Consider the following 17,831-nt stretch of genomic DNA (forward strand, 5'->3'; position numbering starts at 1 on the left):
AGTCGTTCAAGGTTCGAGTCCTTGTAGGCCAACAAAATATCTTTAAATAAGATAATTTGAAAATATCCATTTTTATATTTATAATTAAAAAGGTCGAAGTTTATAAAGCTTCGACCTTTTTATTTTATATTGTTCCTTTGAATTCTGCTTTTCTTTTTTCGATGAAGGCTGTAGTTCCTTCTTTGAAGTCTTCTGTGTCAAAACACTCTCCAAAGCATTTAATTTCTTCGTGAAATCCATTTATGCCATCTCTATAGTTGGCATTGATTGACTTAATCGCTTTGCCAATAGCTGTAGAGGAGTTATTAGTGATTTTTTGAGCGATTTGTTTTGTGAAAGTCAATAATTCACTTTGCTCTACAACGTGGTTTACTAGGCCGAAATCGAGTGCTTTGTCGGCATTAATCATTTCAGCAGTCATGATCATTTCCATCGCTCTACCTTTTCCGATTAATTGTGGTAAGCGTTGTGTTCCTCCATATCCTGGTATTAACCCAAGTGTTACTTCTGGTAATCCCATTCTAGCATTAGAGGAAGCTGTTCTGAAATGAGCAGCCATTGCTAACTCTAGTCCTCCTCCTAAAGCAAATCCGTTAACAGCTGCGATAATTGGTTTGCTGTAGTTTTGTACATAATCAAATAAAAGCTCTTGTCCTTTTGCGGCTAGTTGTGAACCTTCACTTGTGTTGAAGTTTGAGAATTCTTTGATATCAGCTCCAGCTACGAAAGCTTTTTCACCACTACCAGTTAGAATGATTGCCTTAGTCTCTTTGTCACTTTCAAGGGTAATTAGTAAGTGGTTAAGTTCCTCAATCGTTGCTTTGTTTAGAGCGTTTAGACTCTTTGGTCTATTTATGGTTATAATGGCAAGGTTTTTTTCCTTTTCAATTAGAATATTTTCGTAATTCATTTTCATGGTTTTATATATTTTATTCTTCAATAATAGGTAAAGTTACAGTAAAAGTTGTTCCCTCTTCTAATTTTGTTTTAAAAGTAATGGTTCCTTCGTAGTTTTCAACAATATTTTTAATAATACCAAGTCCAAGTCCCATTCCGCTGCTTTTGGTTGTAAATTTAGGTTGGAATACTTTATTAATGTTGTCATTTCCAATACCGGTTCCGTTGTCTTTTATTTGAATGACAACTTGATTTTCCAACCTGTAGATGGTAACGTCAATACTTGGATTGGTTTGTGTTTCTGGCATTGCTTGGATTGCATTTTTGACTAAGTTAGTGATTATTCGGATTAATTGTGTTTGATCAATTTTCGAAATAATTTCCTCTTCATCAGTCGTGAAGTTGATGTATGGTTCGTTGAAGATATCTAAGGATAGCTTGACTGTTTTGACGACATCAAGGGTTTCGTTTTTTTGCGCAGGCATAGAGGCAAAACTCGAAAAAGCTGTTGCGACAGATGACATTGTATCAATCTGTTGAATTAATACGAGGCTAAATTCTTTTAGTTTTTTGCGTATATCTGGGTCTTCAGGGTCAAAGCGTCTTTCAAAGCTCTGAACTGTTAGTCGCATTGGTGTTAAAGGGTTTTTGACCTCATGGGCTACTTGTTTTGCCATTTCTCTCCATGCTTGTTCTCTTTCGCTTTGAGCTAATTTGTGGTAACTTTCATCTAGTTTATCAACCATGTCATTATAAGCGTTGATCAGTGTTGATATCTCTTTACTGGTAGAAGAGTTTTCTATTTTTTCATTTTTTTGTCCAAGGGTTGTTTTCTTGATTTTATTACTTATGTCTTTTAGGTTTTGGATGATATAGTTTGAAAGGAAGTAAGAAATAGCAATGGACATGATAAGCATGATGATGTAAACTTGCCCGAATTTTATCATGAAGTTTTTGATTTCATTTTCATAAAATTCTGTTTTTTCCTCATAAGGGATAGCTAATATCCCTAGCGGTTTAAATTGGTCATCTTTAAGGTAGCTATATGCAACGCGTAAACGGCTTTTTTCGAATGATTGTACATCGATAAATCTTTTGTCAGGAGACTGTTGTATCGCCTTTAAAATGATCGGAGAAAGATCGGGAGCGATTCTGTCAACAGAAAAAGTGCCTTTAGAAGAAATAACTAAGTTGCCACGTAGATCGTGTAAATTGATTTCTGTGTCGTGAATAGCTGCTAGTTCGTGGATTTTATCCTTGAAGATCGCTTGTAGATTTTTGGTTACTAAGGGGAAAGGGGTAGTGGTAAGGATATAGTTTATATTCTCGTTGATAGCTATCTCTTTTCGTTCGAGTCTGTATTGATGATAATTGTGAGCCTCCTCTCTAAATTGGTGTACAGAGACGGCAGATATCAATACAGACGAAATGATACTTAAGAAAATTAAGGAAAAGAATATTCTGTTTCTCAGGGAGAAATTCTTTAATAAAAACTCATCTTTCATTAGTTTTTGTTGCGTTCACGAATATTCTTATAGAGTTTAATGCCTAACATTAATAAGATTGATAAGCCTACTAAACCAACTACGCCAAATACCCAGGTTACTGTACTTTTTAAAATTACTAAAAATACAACAGAAAATAAAATGAGCGTAGCTCCTTCATTCCAAATTCTAAAAAAAGAGGAGGTTTTGGTTAATGTGCGATTGTTTATTTGTTTTACAAATTGATGGCACTTCATGTGATAGGCAAATAGCAATACGACAAATAGTAGCTTAATGTGCATCCACGGTTGGCTTAGCCACATAGGTGTTTCGATGAGCATCCAAACACCAAATATAGTTGTTAGAATGGCCGCAGGCCAAGTAATAATATTCCATAACCTGTTGGTCATTATTGTGTATTGATTTCTAAGAATCGTTTGTTCTGTTTTGTTCATATCTGCGGTCTCTGCATAGTATACGAAAAGGCGAACAATATAGAATAGGCCTGCAAACCAACATACGACAAAGATGATGTGTAATGATTTTAGGTATAGATATAACATAGTATATTGTATTAGTTATTTTTCCACTCTTTTATCCAAGTTACTAAAGCATTTATCCATAGGTCATCATCGTTCAAGCATGGGATAGTTCTGAATTCTTCACCGCCGTGATTGATAAATTCATGGTGAGCTTCCAAGCCGATTTCTTCCAAAGTTTCAATACAGTCTGCGACGAATGCTGGTGTAACTACGGCTAATTTTTTTATGCCTTGAGTTGGAAATTCATTTACAGTGTCGTCTGTCGGAGGTTGAAGCCATTTGTCTGGGCCAAGCTTTGATTGGAAAGAGGAGCTGTATTTCCCTTCAGGGATGTTTAGTTTTTCAACTACTTGTCTGGTTGTTTCTAAGCACTGGTGTCTGTAGCAAAACTCGTGTGCTTTAGAATTTGTGACACAGCATTTGTTGTTTATTTGACAATGACTTTTAGTTATGTCTGACTTTTTGATATGTCTTTCGGGTACTCCATGGTATGAGAAAAGAAGATGGTCGTAGTCAAATCCTTCCAGATGACTTTTGATGGATTCGGCTAGAGCTTCGATATATTCTGGTTTGTTGTAGAAAGCGGGTAAACTTGTTAGTTTGATTTCAGGAAAGTGTTTTTTAATAAGGTTTTTTGCTAAAACATCGATAGTTTCTGTGGTAGCCATAGCAAATTGCGGATATAGTGGTATCATTAAAATATCACTTACACCTTTCGCTTTTAATTCTTCAATTCCTGTTTTAATAGAGGGTTCGCCGTATCTCATTGCTAATGCAACAGGTATATCAATTAGCTCTTGAACTTTTTTTTGTTGTCTTTCTGAGATAACGATTAATGGAGAGCCTTCAGGCCACCATATTTTCTTATATGCTTCTGCTGATTTTTTGGGTCTAGTATTTAAGATAATTCCTCGAACTAAAAATGCACGTAGAAGATAGGGTACATCTATCACTCGTTCGTCCATTAAGAATTCGTCAAGATATGGTTTAACATCTTTTGCTGTTGGCGATTTAGGAGATCCTAGGTTTACTAATAATATTCCTTGCATTGTTTAATTGTTTGAGTTTTTAGACATTAAGTATTTCTTTGGAGTAGTGCCAAATTTCTTTTTAAAAGCAGAGATAAAGTGGCTAGCAGAACTATAGCCTACTTTAAGGCCGACCTCGTTGACATTGTAATTGCCATTGTCTAGTAATTGTCTGGCATATTCCATTTTATAGTCAAATAAAAAACTAAATACAGAATCTCCGTAAATTTGCTTAAAGCCTAGTTTAAGTTTCTTTATATTGATACCGACCATGTCTGCTAACTCTTGAAGCGTTGGTGGTTCGGTCATTTTTGCAATTATAATTTCTTTCGCTTTGCGAATTTTGACTACTTCATCTTCGTCTGACAGGAAAGGGCAGTTTTCGAGAGTCTGATCTTCTGTTTGATGAAAAAGTAAGCTTAATAGTTCATAGGTCTTACCGGTGTAATATAAATTCTTAATCGATTGATTCATGTAGTTGTTGAACATTTGATTCAAAACGATAGCCATTGAGGGACTTACTTGCTCCTCGTTGTAGTATTTCTTATTTATATTATCTCCTCTAAGGAATCCAATAAACTCTGCTTCGGAAGAAAAGAGTGCGTGGAATTTTTTGATGGATATTAGTATTCCTATAAACCATGTGTTTGGTGAAACCTCTAGATGTATAGGAAGTTGTTTTTGAGGGTTGTATAGTAATAGTGATTTGTCTTCTGCTAGACCCAAGGCATAAGACCCTTGGTTAAAGATAAACTTACTATTTCCTTTTAAACAGAAATAGAATTGGATCATATCAGTGTCCATTTCTTTTTCAAAATGAATGGTTTCAGTGCTTGTATTTTCAATTCTTAGTATCGAATATTGTGAATCGATAGTTATTTCTTCAATTGGACTCATAGCGATATTTTTGTACTACTTTTCAAAAGTATAAATCAACATTTCTATTTAGAACGATTCTAGATAGAGTGCTTCTAAAGCCTTGATGGGACTACAAATGTACTGTAATTTAATTAAATATGGTCTTTTTTTTTGTCATATTCCTTTAGCGATATAAATAGTCCTTCGGGCGTTATTTTTCTAAGTTGTTTAGTTATAAATTTGTATACTTTTTTGAATTAATAGTGCAATATGGAAAAAATAGATAAGGCTAAGTCGTCTACTTTTTATACAATCGGTTTAAGTTATAAAAAGGCTGACGCTGAAATGAGAGGAAAGTTCAGTTTGAGTGAGGAGGCCAAGGAGAATCTATTAGAACAAGCTAAGCGTAGTGGAATAGAAAGCTTAATTGTAATATCAACATGTAATCGTACTGAGATATATGGTTTTGCACAACATCCATTTGAATTGATACAGTTATTATGTGATAATAGCAATGGGTCAGTTGATGACTTTCGCAATGTAGCTTATGTTTATAAGAATAGAGAAGCTATCGAGCACATGTTTCGTGTAGGGACAGGTCTAGATAGTCAGATCTTAGGAGACTTTGAGATTATTGCACAGATTAAAAATGGTTTTTACGCTTCTAAAGGAAAAGGACTTACAACAAATTATTTTGAGCGATTAGTTAATGCGGTTATACAAGCGAGTAAACGTATTAAGAATGAAACGGAATTGAGCTCTGGAGCAACTTCTGTTTCGTTTGCTTCTGTTCAATATATTATTGATCATGTAGAAGATATTTCAAATAAGAATATTTTGTTGTTTGGAACTGGTAAGATTGGAAGAAATACATGTGAGAACTTGGTGAAGCACACTAAGAATGATCATATAACTTTAATAAACCGTACAAAAGAAAGAGCATTAGAAGTTGCAGGTAAGTTTAATTTAGTTGTTAAGGACTATGCTGATTTACAGGCAGAGATCAGAAAGGCTGATGTGTTGATAGTGGCAACAGGAGCACAGAACCCGACTGTTGATAAAGCTCTTCTGAACCTGAATAAGCCTTTAGTTATTCTGGATTTATCTATTCCAAAGAACGTAAATGCTGACGTGACGACTATTAACGGTGTAGAGTTAATCCACTTGGATTACTTATCTCAGATGACGGATAAAACCATTGAAAGAAGAAGGGCGTTTATTCCCCAAGCGGAAGAAATAATAGAAGAAGTAATGTCTGAGTTTATCGCTTGGACAAAAATGAGAAAGTTTGCTCCGACAATTCATGCACTAAAAACAAAATTAGAGCAGATAAAAGATGGCGAATTAGATTATCATAAGAAGAAATATGATAATTTTGATTCAGAGCAAGCTGAACTTATTAGTATGCGCATTATACAAAAAATTACTACTCAGTTTGCAAATCATCTTCGTCATGAAGATACGGTAGTTGATCAAAGTATTGAGTGGATAGAAAAAGTGTTTCATATAGAATCAAATTAAAATGAGTAGAATTATTCGTATTGGTACACGTGATAGTGAACTAGCATTGTGGCAAGCTAAGACAGTAGAGAAGTCTCTTCAGAAATTAGGGTATAAGACTGAATTAGTACCTGTTAAATCTACAGGTGATTTAGTATTAGATAAGCCACTTTATGAAATGGGAATCACTGGCATCTTTACTAAGACTCTTGATGTAGCAATGATAAAAAAAGAGGTGGATATCGCTGTACATTCTATGAAAGATGTACCAACAGCTTTACCTCAGGGAATCGTGCAAGGAGCGGTGCTTAAACGCGCTAATACAGTGGATATTTTATTACATAAAGGAGATGTTTCTTTTATGTCAGAAGATAAACAAGCTGTTGTGGCTACAGGTAGCTTAAGACGCAAGGCTCAATGGCTTAATCGCTTTCCAAAACATACAACAGTTGATTTGCGTGGAAATGTAAACACGCGTATGGAAAAACTACAAAACAGCGATTGGAATGGAGCTATCTTTGCTTCAGCTGGTTTGGATAGAATCAAAAAGAAACCATCTAATTTTATTAATCTTGATTGGATGATCCCTGCACCGGCTCAAGGAGCGATGGTAGTAGTGGTTAACGCAGATGATGACTATGCTCTTGATGCAGTAGCTCAATTGAATGACTATGAAACGGAAATGGCTACGCATATTGAAAGACAGTTTCTTAGAACGTTAGAAGGTGGGTGTACTGCGCCTATTGGAGCATTGGCAACCTATAATGAACACGATGATACTATTAATTTTAAAGGAGTATTGTTTTCTTTAGATGGGCAACAGAAATTTGAAGTAAATAAAGTTGTTGATATTACTGAGTGGAAAAAACTTGGTTTCTTTGCTGCGAAAGAAATATTAGATAATGGAGGTAGTATATTGATGGATGAACTACGTCAACAATTAAAAAAATAAGATGCCTTTTAATCCAGTTGTTTTATCTACACGTAAGTTAAAAGCAAGTATGTTAGAGAATCCTGATTTGGCCAATGTTAAGCTGTTATCAGAAGATTATATTGGCATTGAACATTTGGCTTTTGACTTAGAAGCAGTCAACGATTATGTATTGTTCACTAGTCAAAATGCAGTAAAGAGCGTAATGGAACAAGGGTATCGCGATAGGCTTAACGTTAAGCCAGCATTATGTGTAGGAATTAAAACAAAAGAGTTACTTGAGGCGAATGGTTGGATAGTCAAGGCTTGGGCTCACTATGCTAGAGATTTGGCACCAATAATTATTCAGCAATTTAAAGACAAAAACTTAACGTTTTTTAGTGGGAATATTAGGAGAGATTTACTGCCTGAATCATTTAGAGCTAATGGAGTTGTCTTTAATGAGTTTACAGTTTATCAAACCGTATTACGTCCAATAAAGAATGTTAATAAGGTAGATGGGTTATGCTTTTATAGTCCGTCTGCAATTGCTAGTTATCTTCAGCAGAATAACATTACTACAGAGGTGTGTTTTTGTATTGGAGAGACAACAGCAGAATCGTTAAAAGGAGTTGCACAAAATATTGTTATTGCTAAGCAACCTACAGTGGAAGCTACAATACAAGCTTGTGTTGATTATTATAAATAAGAGTCAGCTAAAAATTGACGTATTAAAATCGAAAAGAAATGATTAAAAATGATTTGTTCTTAAGAGCGTTAAAAGGTGAAACAGTAGAGAGACCACCTGTATGGATGATGCGTCAAGCAGGTAGATACTTACCAGAGTTTCGCGAATTAAGAGATAAGTATGATTTTTTTACACGTTGTAGAATGCCTGAAATCGCAGCTGAAATTACAGTACAACCAATACGTATTGTAAAACCAGATGCTGCTATTTTGTTCTCGGATATTTTAGTCGTACCGCAAGCTATGAACATTGATGTTGAAATGAGACCAGGTGTAGGACCTTGGGTGCCAAATCCTATTCGTTCAGCTAAAGATGTAGAGCAAGTTATCGTACCTAATATTGAAGAGACTTTAGGGTATGTGATGGATGCTATTAAAGTAACGAAAGAGATGTTGAACGACGAGGTACCGTTAATTGGTTTTGCAGGTTCTCCTTGGACTATCTTTTGTTATGCTGTAGAGGGTAAAGGTTCTAAGAGCTTTGACTTAGCAAAGGGAATGTGTTTTTCAGATCCTATTGCTGCTCACGCATTGTTGCAGAAAATTACTGATACGACTATTTTATACTTAAAGGAAAAGGTAAAAGCAGGTGTAAATGCAGTCCAAATATTTGACTCTTGGGGGGGAATGTTATCTCCAACAGATTATCAAGAGTTCTCTTGGCAATATATCAATCAAATTGTTGAAGCTTTAGCTGATATTACTCCAGTTATTGTATTCGGTAAAGGTTGTTGGTTTGCGTTGCCAGAAATGGCAAAATCAAAAGCTTCTGCTTTAGGAGTAGATTGGACGTGCAGTCCTCAGAATGCTCGTTTATTTACAGGAGGTGATATTACATTACAAGGTAATTTTGATCCAAGTCGTTTGATGTCTCCAATACCTACTATTAAAAAAATGGTTCATGAGATGATCGATGCTTTTGGAAAAGATAAATACATTGTAAATTTAGGACATGGTATCTTACCACATATTCCTGTAGATCATGCGAAAGCATTTATTGAAGCTGTAAAAGAATATGAACATAAATAGAAATTAGACAGAAGAGCCTGCTGCATATAGACGTAGGCTTTTCTGTTTTTTATTCCTTAGTACGCATGTTAAATAAAGGAGTTAGAAGTGAAGAGGATAGACGTATAGAGTCTATTGTATTAAAGTTATCCTCAATAGGTTTTGTGCCTGAGCAGGAGGCTTGTTTAGCGGTCTTAGATGAAGAATTGAAGAAAATAGGGTTGAGTTATGAACATCTGTTGATAACTGATGGGACTGTATTAGCAGAACATCTATATCGCTTTAACTTTAATTGGGGGTATATGGAGCAATTTGCAGATATTTTAGTTAAGTGGTCTGTATCAGAACCTTCCTTTAAGGACAAAGCCAAAGCACTATACGCATTTATTCAGAATGAAAGTAAATCTTTTTCCTTTGACATTATGACTAAAATTAGTCGTTTATAAAAAAACAGTCTAAAACTGCTTATAGTTGTTTTTTTGTGTTTCTCTCTTTAATTGAGAGGGTAGGACAATTTCCTTGTTAAGTTTTTTTTCTTTGCTTAGACTAGCTTACTACCCTTGTGTTTTTTAGTACTATCGAAATATCAAATAATTATGAAAGAAAAGTTTTATCAATATATACAACAACTTCAAGATACCATCACTAAGGGACTTGAAGATATAGACGGAAAGGCAACTTTCCAACAAGATCTATGGGAGCGTCCAGAAGGTGGTGGAGGTCGTACGCGTGTGATTGAGAATGGTGATGTATTCGAAAAAGGAGGGGTGAATATCTCTGCTGTACATGGACCATTACCAGTTGCTATGCAAAAGTACTTTAATGTAGGTGACGTTGATTTCTTTGCTTGTGGACTTTCACTTGTAATTCATCCCAAAAATCCAATGGTGCCTACCGTTCACGCTAACTGGCGTTACTTCGAGATGTATGACAAAGAGGGTAATGTAGTGCGTTCTTGGTTTGGAGGTGGACAAGACTTGACTCCGTATTATTTATTTGAAGAAGATGCTGCTCATTTCCATGCGGTGTGTAAGAAAGCTTGTGATCAACACAATGCTACTTTCTATCCACTGTTTAAGAAACAATGTGATGAGTATTTCTGGAATACTCATAGAGAAGAGGCACGTGGTATTGGAGGGCTATTCTTCGATCGTTTAGAAGCGACAGAAGAAATGTCTATGGAGCAGTGGTACAACTTTGTGACAGAAGTGGGGAATAGCTTCTTAGATGCTTATTTACCTATTGTAGAAAAAAGAAAGGATTTACCATACAATGAGGTACAGCGTACATGGCAAGAGATAAGAAGAGGTAGATATGTAGAGTTTAATCTTGTACATGACAAGGGAACTCTTTTTGGTCTAAAAACTAATGGACGTATCGAATCTATCTTGATGAGTTTACCTCCACACGTACAGTGGGTGTATGACCATCATCCAGAAGAGGGTGGTTGGGAAGAGAAGCTTTTAAAGGTATTAGCAAATCCTGTTGATTGGGTGAAATAGTTTATAGTTCACGGTTGACAGTTTACAATATGAAACTACTTAATAGAGATAATTAGTTATATAAACAAATTATTAAGTTATTAGATTTTGTGTATAATGAAATGTTTGTTGTTGCAGTTTATGCTATTATAAATAATCATAAACTATACGATAGACTATCGAAATTATAATGTTTGGAAACTGAGCCATGAATTAGTATTAAAGATCTATCCATTATTAAATTTATATCCTAAGTATGAGAAAATAAATTTAATAGATTAGATAAGAAAGGCAGTAGTGTCGATTCCTACCAATATCGCAGAAGGATGTGGTAAGGATACACAGAGAGAGTTAGGTATTTATATATAGCATCTGGTTCTGCTCATGAAGTCGAGTATTTACTTCTTTTGTCAAGGGATTTACGATATATTAGAGATGCAGAATATTATGCACTTCAAAATGATATTGTAAGTATTAAAAAAATGTTCGCTTCTCTAATTAATAAGATTAAAATAGCAATAAATAATGAATCAAATAAAGGTTAACGGTCTATTTATAGATGTCGAGAGCAACTGTAAGCCGTAAACCGTAAACTAAATAATTATGTTTCCATTACAAAGAGGTAGAAGATTAAGAACTAATGAGTCTATTCGTAGTCTAGTAAGAGAGACTATCGTGACTCCACAAGATTTTATGTTCCCAATGTTTATAGCAGAAGGGACAAATGTACAAGAAGCTATTCCTTCGATGCCAGGTATGTTCAGACGTTCTGTAGACCTGACTGTAAAGGAAGTGAAAGAATTATATGCTTTAGGTATTCGCGCAGTGAATATCTATGTGAAAGTAAGTGATCATTTAAAAGACAATGCTGGTACGGAAGCATGGAATCCTAACGGATTAATGCAGACAGCGATTAAAGCGATTAAAGATGCTTGTCCTCAGATGATCGTGATGCCGGATGTAGCCTTAGATCCTTATTCTATTTATGGACATGATGGTATCATTGAGAATGGAGTAGTAGTGAATGATCCAACCGTTGATGCACTGACGAAGATGAGTGTATCACACGCTGAGGCAGGAGCAGATTTCGTAGCGCCAAGTGATATGATGGATGGACGAATCTTGCGTATGCGTGAGGCATTAGATCAGTCAGGATTTACTAATGTAGGCATTATGAGTTACTCTGCGAAGTATGCTTCTGCATTTTATGGCCCTTTCAGAGATGCTCTAGACAGTGCGCCAAAAGCTGATATGGAGATTCCAAAAGATAAAAAAACTTACCAAATGGACTATGCTAACCGCATTGAAGCTGTAAAAGAAGCTCTATATGATGTAGAAGAAGGTGCGGATATTCTTATGGTTAAGCCTGGAATTGCTTATCTAGATATCGTACGCGAAGTGAAAGACGCAGTAAATGTGCCTGTAGCTGTGTATCAAGTATCAGGGGAGTATGCAATGGTAAAAGCTGCATCTGAAAGAGGATGGCTAGACCACGATCAGATTATGATGGAACAATTAACGTGTATTAAACGTGCTGGAGCAAGTATTATCTCAACATATTTCGCAAAAGATGCGGCTTTGTTGTTGAATAAGTAATAGACGCAATTGAAAATATAAGAAGCTCAACCATTGGTTGGGCTTTTTTTATAGAATTAATTTGCAAGAGATAGAGTTGGTGTTTTTGTGAAGGAATAAGATTACCTTTATATTTTAAAGAAGAAAATATAGTGACAACATTTAAAAATAAAACCTATCTATTAGGTGAGTTTATTAATCTCGTAAAGGATAAGCAAGAGCGAGCAGCGTACTACGCTCCTAGTTATAACTATGCTCTTTATGCTGTAGAAGCTGAGGTGACGAGTGATTTAGAGGTCTATGTTGGTAATCCTGTTGAGGTAAAAGATTATGATGAAGAGATATTTCCAGAATACGTAGTGGAACATGCTATGTGGTATTTTTGTTCAGATGAGAATATACAAGATGTAGTGGATTTGGCTGTTAGTCGCAGTAAAAATGTCACTGTCGAGCAACTTATCTCAGCCTTAGATTATTACTTAGAACACGACGACTTTATGGATGTTTGTTGATTTTTAATAGACTAGCTACAGAGGTATGAAGCTTGATTTGTTTACGAAAAGTTAAATGTAGTATCTTACTCGTCTAAATGTCTGTTTTATGCTATAATAGGAACCTTTTTCAGTGATTTATTAGTTCGTGATTTCCTATTTTTGAGGAACAAATCAAAATAAACAACAACAATGAATAAATTACTAAAATTTGGAGTACTTGTAATGACAAGTTTCGTTTTGTTTTCTTGTGGAGGTAAAGAAAAGAAAAACGAGAATACAGCAACAGGTGAGCCAAAACAATTGACAGAAGCTGAATTAATCGAAAAAGGAGATAAGTTATTTAGAGGAAAAGGAAACTGTACAAGTTGTCATTTGGCCGATAAGAAATTGATTGGTCCAAGTATTAAGGAGATTGTGAAAGGGTATGACGCTGCAGGTGCTGATCTTGACGCCTTTCTAAGAGGGAAAAGTGAAGCTATCATTGACCCTATACAATTTTCGATGATGGAGCCAAATCTGACGATTACTAAGCGTTTTTCGGATACGGAGATGAAAGCGATTATTGCCTATATGCGTAGTCTATAGAATAGAATGCTTCAATACTAATAATAAAGAGCCTTAATGTGAAGAAACATTAAGGCTCTTCAATTTTTATTTGTTGTGGATTCGGTTTTGAGATGGTTGAGGTATGAGTGCAGTATAGGTGCAGTTTTCTTGCCAAACCCTAAGCTTGAGGCAAGTAAACCTGAAGGAAAGCGCACGAATACTGCAAGGATTGGCAAGACTGAATGTGATAAGGGGTTCTGATTAACCGTGTTTTATTCGTTTTGTATTTTCTCATGTGTGATTTTGAATGAAAAAGGTGGAGTTCTGTGGGGTAATTTAGTTTTTTCTTTTCTTTTTTTTGATACTTAATAGTCATTAAGAGGGGTTATTTAGACAGATTCTAATATTTTCTACATAGTATAATTCGTAACTTTACTATCCAATTAAAACAATAGATTCAATGGACTTTATATATCAAGATCCGTATCCAATTCAGAAAGATGATACGCAATATAAAAAGATTTCTTCCGAGTACGTAAAAGTTGAAAAATTAGGAGATCGCGAAATATTAGTGGTTGATCCTAAGGGTATTGAGTTGTTAGCGGAAACTGCTATGACAGATGTTTCTTTTATGTTGAGAACTGCTCATTTAAAGAAATTGAAAGCGATTTTAGATGATCCAGAGGCGACAGATAATGACCGTTTCGTTGCTTATAATTTATTGCAAAATGCTCAAGTAGCTGTAGATGGTCAATTACCATCTTGTCAAGATACAGGAACAGCGATTGTTGTTGCTAAAAAAGGAGAGAATGTATATACGGGATCAAATGATGCTGAAAGTTTGTCTAGAGGTATTTTTGAAACCTACCAAAAGAAAAACTTGCGCTATTCTCAGATAGTTCCAATCAGTATGTTTGAAGAGAAAAACTCAGGTTCAAACTTACCAGCACAGATTGATATCTATGCTACACAAGGCGCTAAATATGAGTTCTTATTCTTAGCTAAAGGTGGAGGGTCTGCTAACAAGACTTTCTTATACCAAAAGACAAAAGCGTTATTAAACGACAAGAACTTAACGGAGTTTATTAAAGAAAAAATCATGGATTTAGGTACAGCAGCTTGTCCTCCATATCACTTGGCTTTAGTGATCGGTGGTACATCTGCAGAGGCTAACTTAGCAGCTGTTAAGAAAGCTTCAGCTGGATACTATGATAATCTACCTACTTCGGGTAATATGGGAGGTCAGGCGTTCCGCGACTTAGAGTGGGAACAAAAATTACAATTAATCTGCCAAGAGTCTCATATTGGGGCGCAGTTTGGAGGGAAGTACTTTACACACGATGTACGTGTAATCCGTTTACCTCGTCACGCTGCTTCATGTCCAGTAGGATTAGGAGTATCTTGTTCGGCAGATAGAAATATCAAAGCAAAAATTACAGCTGATGGTTTATTCGTAGAACAATTAGAAACAAACCCTGCTCAATTTTTACCTGCAACACCTCCGCATTTAGAAGAGCCTGTTGTTATTGATTTGGATCAACCAATGGAAGCTCAATTAGCGGAGTTGACCAAGCACCCTATTAAAACCCGTTTAATGTTGAATGGAACTGTTATCGTGGCGCGCGACATTGCTCACGCTAAGATCCAAGAGATGTTAGACAACGGACAAGAGATGCCTGAGTATTTCAAAAATCACCCAGTGTACTACGCAGGACCTGCTAAGACTCCAGATGGTATGCCATCAGGTAGTTTCGGACCTACTACTGCAGGACGTATGGATCCATACGTAGATGCATTCCAAGCAGTAGGTGGTAGTATGATTATGCTTGCTAAAGGTAACCGTAGTCAAGCGGTCACTGATGCTTGTAAAAAACACGGTGGTTTCTATTTAGGTTCTATCGGTGGGCCAGCTGCTATCCTTGCTAAAGAGAATATCTTAAGTGTAGAGGTGGTAGACTTCCCAGAACTTGGTATGGAAGCTGTTCGTAAGATTAAGGTTAAGAACTTCCCTGCATTCATCATCACTGATGATAAAGGAAATGACTTCTTCCAAAATTTATAATACCAGAATAAACTAACAATTTATAGACGACAGAAGAGCCGATACTAGCGACAGTATCGGTTTTTTTATAAGGAGTATATTTGATGTAAGTAGGTGTGAGTAATTTATATCTATGAAATTTACTACCTTGCCTTATCATTAAGAATTTCCATGAATGACATATTATCATACAGATACAATAATCCATCAAGCTTAACGAAAGGTAAGGGAGGTGATGAGTTATTCTTAGCGAAGTATAGTGAGATACAGAAAAATACAGATGCTCCATGTTTCTTTTCAGGGAATGTGAAGAATCCGTTTATTATGGGGAGATGCTTGATTACTTTATCTAGTGTAGTGAAGTCTAGTTTTAATCTGTCTCCAACTGATTTAGCGAAGTTAAAAGATCCTATCGCTACAGCGGGTGATGGTAGAGTGCGCTTCGAGGGGTTCTCACACTGTGCGGGTGTATATGCTCGTGTAGATGTACTCCCTGATGGGTTAGAGGGTGAGTTCTTAGAGAATGGAACGACTAATGTGGATTTTAATCAACCAATGCTTACTGCACTGAATAGTATTAAACAAACTGAGAAAGTGCTACTGTCTATCGGTCAGAAAGAAGTGAGTATTCAGACAGAGGAGAAAAAGATTGTAGAGCGCAGAGTACCTCTGCCAATCAAATGGGTTAAGGGATTAAGTACTGTGCAAATCTACTTGTCTAAGGCTGAGCATACACATACGTTTAACAAAATACAGACACAACAACTCTTTAGAGGAATACCTAAAGGTGTGGTAAAGATGGATTACTATTTAGTCACACGAGGTAATATGCCTATGTTTTCGGCTGTGAAGTCGGCTAATGCAGTATGTGTAGGGGCTATTCATCGGTTGAGGTTGTTAGAGCCGTTGTTGCCCTATATGGATAGTATGCAGGTATTTCCGCATCCTGATATGCAGAGTACGACTTGGCAGTTGTACTTTGGACCTATTCGATTTAGTTTGTCTTTATCGCGAGAGGCTTATAGAGGTTTCTCTGGAGAGGGGGCAGCATTAGAGTCCTTGATAGAAGATATAGATGACGAGTGGATAGATGCGATAGATAAATATGCTTATGCTAATCAACGCTTTAATCCAACACTTATGGCAATGGAAGAAGGCTTTGGGTTTAAGGATATCGATAATCTAACGGCGCGTATGGTATCTATGGGATTGTTGGGGTTTGATCTAGATGAGAATGCGTTTTTCTATAGGCGATTACCGTTTAAGTTGGAGCGCATTATGAGTTTGAACCCTCGTCTGAAGAATGCAGAGAAACTGATTGTCGAAAAGAAGGTAGAGATTATTAGTAATGCTAATGGACGTGTAGAGGCTCGTGTAGATGGTACTGGAGGTGTCAGACATATGGTAATCTTAGATGGTGAACAACAACGCTGTACCTGCGAATGGTATGGCAAGTACCAAGGAGATAGAGGAATGTGTAAACACGTGTTGGCAGTGAATAAGATTATTGGTTAACGGTTGACAGTGTAGTTCTACCGTAGCATATTTCGTGTACAGACGGTTCACTACTCATCAAAATACTAATTGTTATAATTTTATTACAGTATTTGGCAGTCGAATAATTTGAGATTAACTTTGCGGCATGCAAACAGACAAAAAAGACATCAGAAGTTTATCTAAGGAACAATTAAGGGATTTCTTTGTTTCTCAGGGAGATAAAGCATTTAGAGGGAATCAAGTGTACGAGTGGTTATGGAGTAAGGGAGCTCATAGTTTTGAAGATATGAGTAATTTATCTTTAGCTACCCGTGAGATGCTAGATGCTAACTTCGTAATTAATCACATCAAGGTAGATAGTATGCAAGTTAGTACTGATGGTACGATTAAGAATGGTGTGCAGTTACACGATGGTCTTATTGTGGAGTCTGTATTGATACCAACTGAGACTCGAACCACTGCATGTGTATCTTCTCAGGTGGGATGTAGTCTGGACTGTGAATTCTGTGCTACAGCACGTCTTAAACGCATGCGTAACTTAAACCCTGATGAGATCTATGATCAGGTATTAACTATCGATCAACAAAGTCGTCAGAATCATGGACATCCACTATCAAATATTGTATTTATGGGAATGGGTGAGCCTCTGATGAACTATAATAATGTGCAGGCGGCTATAGAGAAGATAACTTCTGAAGAGGGGTTGGGTATGTCACCTAAACGCATCACTGTGTCAACGTCTGGACTTCCTAAGATGATTAAGAAATTAGCAGATGATGGTGTAAAGTTTAAGTTAGCAGTATCTCTACACTCAGCGATTGAAGAGACGCGTAATAGAATAATGCCATTCACAAAGAATTTTCCATTAACAGACTTACGAGAGTCATTGCAATATTGGTATAGCAAGACGAAAAGTCGTGTGACTTATGAATATGTTATTTGGAAAGGCATTAATGATGATAAAGCATCAATAGATGCATTGGTTAAGTTTTGTAAGTATGTACCTTGTAAAGTAAATTTAATTGAATATAACCCTATTGATGATGGGGAGTTTCAACAGGCATCAGTTCAAGCGACCAATAGTTATATTGCCGCTTTAGAAAAGAATGATATAACAGTCGTGGTGCGTAGAAGTAGAGGAAAAGATATTGATGCAGCATGTGGACAGTTGGCAAATAAATCTTAGAAAACGTGAATTCAAGTTATAAATGCAACATTAGTCA

The 17,831-nt window shown here is 36.1% G+C and carries 17 protein-coding genes and 1 pseudogene; 13 read left to right on the forward strand and 5 right to left on the reverse strand.

Features of this window, described 5'->3' with window-relative positions; genetic code table 11:
* Positions 1-124: 124 nt before the first annotated feature.
* Genes GJV77_RS13545 through GJV77_RS13565 form a run of 5 tightly spaced genes read right to left on the reverse strand, consistent with a single transcriptional unit; the run spans position 125 to position 4,848 of the window.
* Positions 125-910 (reverse strand): enoyl-CoA hydratase/isomerase family protein, encoded by a 786-nt coding sequence (locus tag GJV77_RS13545; RefSeq protein WP_155036891.1) that lies wholly within the window; start codon positions 908-910, stop codon positions 125-127.
* A 19-nt stretch (positions 911-929) separates the two neighbouring features.
* Positions 930-2,402: an ATP-binding protein gene (locus GJV77_RS13550; protein ID WP_155036876.1), complete on the reverse strand. Its 1,473-nt coding sequence runs from the start codon at positions 2,400-2,402 to the stop codon at positions 930-932.
* Complete coding sequence (locus GJV77_RS13555; protein ID WP_155036877.1) at positions 2,402-2,944, reverse strand: CopD family protein; 543 nt, start codon at positions 2,942-2,944, stop codon at positions 2,402-2,404. Before GJV77_RS13555 ends, GJV77_RS13550 begins: the two co-directional genes overlap by 1 nt.
* Positions 2,945-2,955: 11 nt before the next feature.
* A complete protein-coding gene (hemH, locus tag GJV77_RS13560) occupies positions 2,956-3,972 on the reverse strand; it encodes a ferrochelatase (RefSeq protein WP_155036878.1) in 1,017 nt (338 codons plus the stop codon).
* A gap of 3 nt (positions 3,973-3,975) precedes the next feature.
* Positions 3,976-4,848 (reverse strand): helix-turn-helix transcriptional regulator, encoded by an 873-nt coding sequence (locus GJV77_RS13565; RefSeq protein WP_155036879.1) that lies wholly within the window; start codon positions 4,846-4,848, stop codon positions 3,976-3,978.
* Positions 4,849-5,079: 231 nt separating this feature from the next.
* Between GJV77_RS13565 and hemA the strand changes: the two genes are divergently transcribed.
* From hemA to rlmN, 13 genes and pseudogenes are all read left to right on the forward strand, one after another.
* Positions 5,080-6,330: a glutamyl-tRNA reductase gene (gene hemA, locus GJV77_RS13570; protein WP_155036880.1), complete on the forward strand. Its 1,251-nt coding sequence runs from the start codon at positions 5,080-5,082 to the stop codon at positions 6,328-6,330.
* Position 6,331: 1 nt separating this feature from the next.
* Positions 6,332-7,261 carry a hydroxymethylbilane synthase gene (gene hemC, locus GJV77_RS13575; protein ID WP_155036881.1) on the forward strand — a complete coding sequence of 310 codons (930 nt, stop codon included), beginning with the start codon at positions 6,332-6,334 and terminating at the stop codon, positions 7,259-7,261.
* A 1-nt stretch (position 7,262) separates the two neighbouring features.
* Positions 7,263-7,928, forward strand: a complete 666-nt coding sequence (locus tag GJV77_RS13580; protein ID WP_155036882.1) for a uroporphyrinogen-III synthase — start codon at positions 7,263-7,265, stop codon at positions 7,926-7,928.
* A gap of 38 nt (positions 7,929-7,966) precedes the next feature.
* On the forward strand, positions 7,967-8,995 hold the full coding sequence (gene hemE, locus GJV77_RS13585; RefSeq protein ID WP_155036883.1) for a uroporphyrinogen decarboxylase: 1,029 nt from the start codon (positions 7,967-7,969) through the stop codon (positions 8,993-8,995).
* Between the two features lie 65 nt (positions 8,996-9,060).
* Positions 9,061-9,420: a hypothetical protein gene (locus tag GJV77_RS13590; RefSeq protein ID WP_155036884.1), complete on the forward strand. Its 360-nt coding sequence runs from the start codon at positions 9,061-9,063 to the stop codon at positions 9,418-9,420.
* A 150-nt stretch (positions 9,421-9,570) separates the two neighbouring features.
* Positions 9,571-10,476: an oxygen-dependent coproporphyrinogen oxidase gene (gene hemF / locus GJV77_RS13595; protein ID WP_155036885.1), complete on the forward strand. Its 906-nt coding sequence runs from the start codon at positions 9,571-9,573 to the stop codon at positions 10,474-10,476.
* A 261-nt stretch (positions 10,477-10,737) separates the two neighbouring features.
* Positions 10,738-11,000, forward strand: a pseudogene (locus GJV77_RS15090) (four helix bundle protein).
* Between the two features lie 58 nt (positions 11,001-11,058).
* On the forward strand, positions 11,059-12,051 hold the full coding sequence (hemB, locus tag GJV77_RS13610) for a porphobilinogen synthase (protein ID WP_155036886.1): 993 nt from the start codon (positions 11,059-11,061) through the stop codon (positions 12,049-12,051).
* 131 nt (positions 12,052-12,182) lie between these two features.
* Complete coding sequence (locus GJV77_RS13615; RefSeq protein WP_240142885.1) at positions 12,183-12,542, forward strand: DUF7716 domain-containing protein; 360 nt, start codon at positions 12,183-12,185, stop codon at positions 12,540-12,542.
* Between the two features lie 171 nt (positions 12,543-12,713).
* The gene (locus GJV77_RS13620) at positions 12,714-13,109 is read left to right on the forward strand and encodes a c-type cytochrome (protein WP_155036887.1); all 396 of its coding nucleotides are present in this window, start codon (positions 12,714-12,716) and stop codon (positions 13,107-13,109) included.
* A gap of 421 nt (positions 13,110-13,530) precedes the next feature.
* A complete protein-coding gene (locus GJV77_RS13625; RefSeq protein WP_155036888.1) occupies positions 13,531-15,132 on the forward strand; it encodes a fumarate hydratase in 1,602 nt (533 codons plus the stop codon).
* A 150-nt stretch (positions 15,133-15,282) separates the two neighbouring features.
* Complete coding sequence (locus GJV77_RS13630; protein ID WP_155036889.1) at positions 15,283-16,626, forward strand: SWIM zinc finger family protein; 1,344 nt, start codon at positions 15,283-15,285, stop codon at positions 16,624-16,626.
* A gap of 127 nt (positions 16,627-16,753) precedes the next feature.
* Positions 16,754-17,794 carry a 23S rRNA (adenine(2503)-C(2))-methyltransferase RlmN gene (gene rlmN / locus GJV77_RS13635; RefSeq protein WP_155036890.1) on the forward strand — a complete coding sequence of 347 codons (1,041 nt, stop codon included), beginning with the start codon at positions 16,754-16,756 and terminating at the stop codon, positions 17,792-17,794.
* Positions 17,795-17,831 lie beyond the last annotated feature (37 nt).

The sequence above is a fragment of the Myroides pelagicus genome, from assembly GCF_009711055.1.
GTDB lineage: Bacteria > Bacteroidota > Bacteroidia > Flavobacteriales > Flavobacteriaceae > Flavobacterium > Flavobacterium pelagicum.

What these genes read in the sequence shown, in the direction of transcription:
- GJV77_RS13545 (WP_155036891.1), bottom strand. Translation starts at nt 910, where the DNA reads ATGAATTACGAAAATATTCTAATTGAAAAGGAAAAAAACCTTGCCATT.
- GJV77_RS13550 (WP_155036876.1), bottom strand. Translation starts at nt 2,402, where the DNA reads ATGAAAGATGAGTTTTTATTAAAGAATTTCTCCCTGAGAAACAGAATA.
- GJV77_RS13555 (WP_155036877.1), bottom strand. Translation starts at nt 2,944, where the DNA reads ATGTTATATCTATACCTAAAATCATTACACATCATCTTTGTCGTATGT.
- hemH (WP_155036878.1), bottom strand. Translation starts at nt 3,972, where the DNA reads ATGCAAGGAATATTATTAGTAAACCTAGGATCTCCTAAATCGCCAACA.
- GJV77_RS13565 (WP_155036879.1), bottom strand. Translation starts at nt 4,848, where the DNA reads ATGAGTCCAATTGAAGAAATAACTATCGATTCACAATATTCGATACTA.
- hemA (WP_155036880.1), top strand. Translation starts at nt 5,080, where the DNA reads ATGGAAAAAATAGATAAGGCTAAGTCGTCTACTTTTTATACAATCGGT.
- hemC (WP_155036881.1), top strand. Translation starts at nt 6,332, where the DNA reads ATGAGTAGAATTATTCGTATTGGTACACGTGATAGTGAACTAGCATTG.
- GJV77_RS13580 (WP_155036882.1), top strand. Translation starts at nt 7,263, where the DNA reads ATGCCTTTTAATCCAGTTGTTTTATCTACACGTAAGTTAAAAGCAAGT.
- hemE (WP_155036883.1), top strand. Translation starts at nt 7,967, where the DNA reads ATGATTAAAAATGATTTGTTCTTAAGAGCGTTAAAAGGTGAAACAGTA.
- GJV77_RS13590 (WP_155036884.1), top strand. Translation starts at nt 9,061, where the DNA reads ATGTTAAATAAAGGAGTTAGAAGTGAAGAGGATAGACGTATAGAGTCT.
- hemF (WP_155036885.1), top strand. Translation starts at nt 9,571, where the DNA reads ATGAAAGAAAAGTTTTATCAATATATACAACAACTTCAAGATACCATC.
- hemB (WP_155036886.1), top strand. Translation starts at nt 11,059, where the DNA reads ATGTTTCCATTACAAAGAGGTAGAAGATTAAGAACTAATGAGTCTATT.
- GJV77_RS13620 (WP_155036887.1), top strand. Translation starts at nt 12,714, where the DNA reads ATGAATAAATTACTAAAATTTGGAGTACTTGTAATGACAAGTTTCGTT.
- GJV77_RS13625 (WP_155036888.1), top strand. Translation starts at nt 13,531, where the DNA reads ATGGACTTTATATATCAAGATCCGTATCCAATTCAGAAAGATGATACG.
- GJV77_RS13630 (WP_155036889.1), top strand. Translation starts at nt 15,283, where the DNA reads ATGAATGACATATTATCATACAGATACAATAATCCATCAAGCTTAACG.
- rlmN (WP_155036890.1), top strand. Translation starts at nt 16,754, where the DNA reads ATGCAAACAGACAAAAAAGACATCAGAAGTTTATCTAAGGAACAATTA.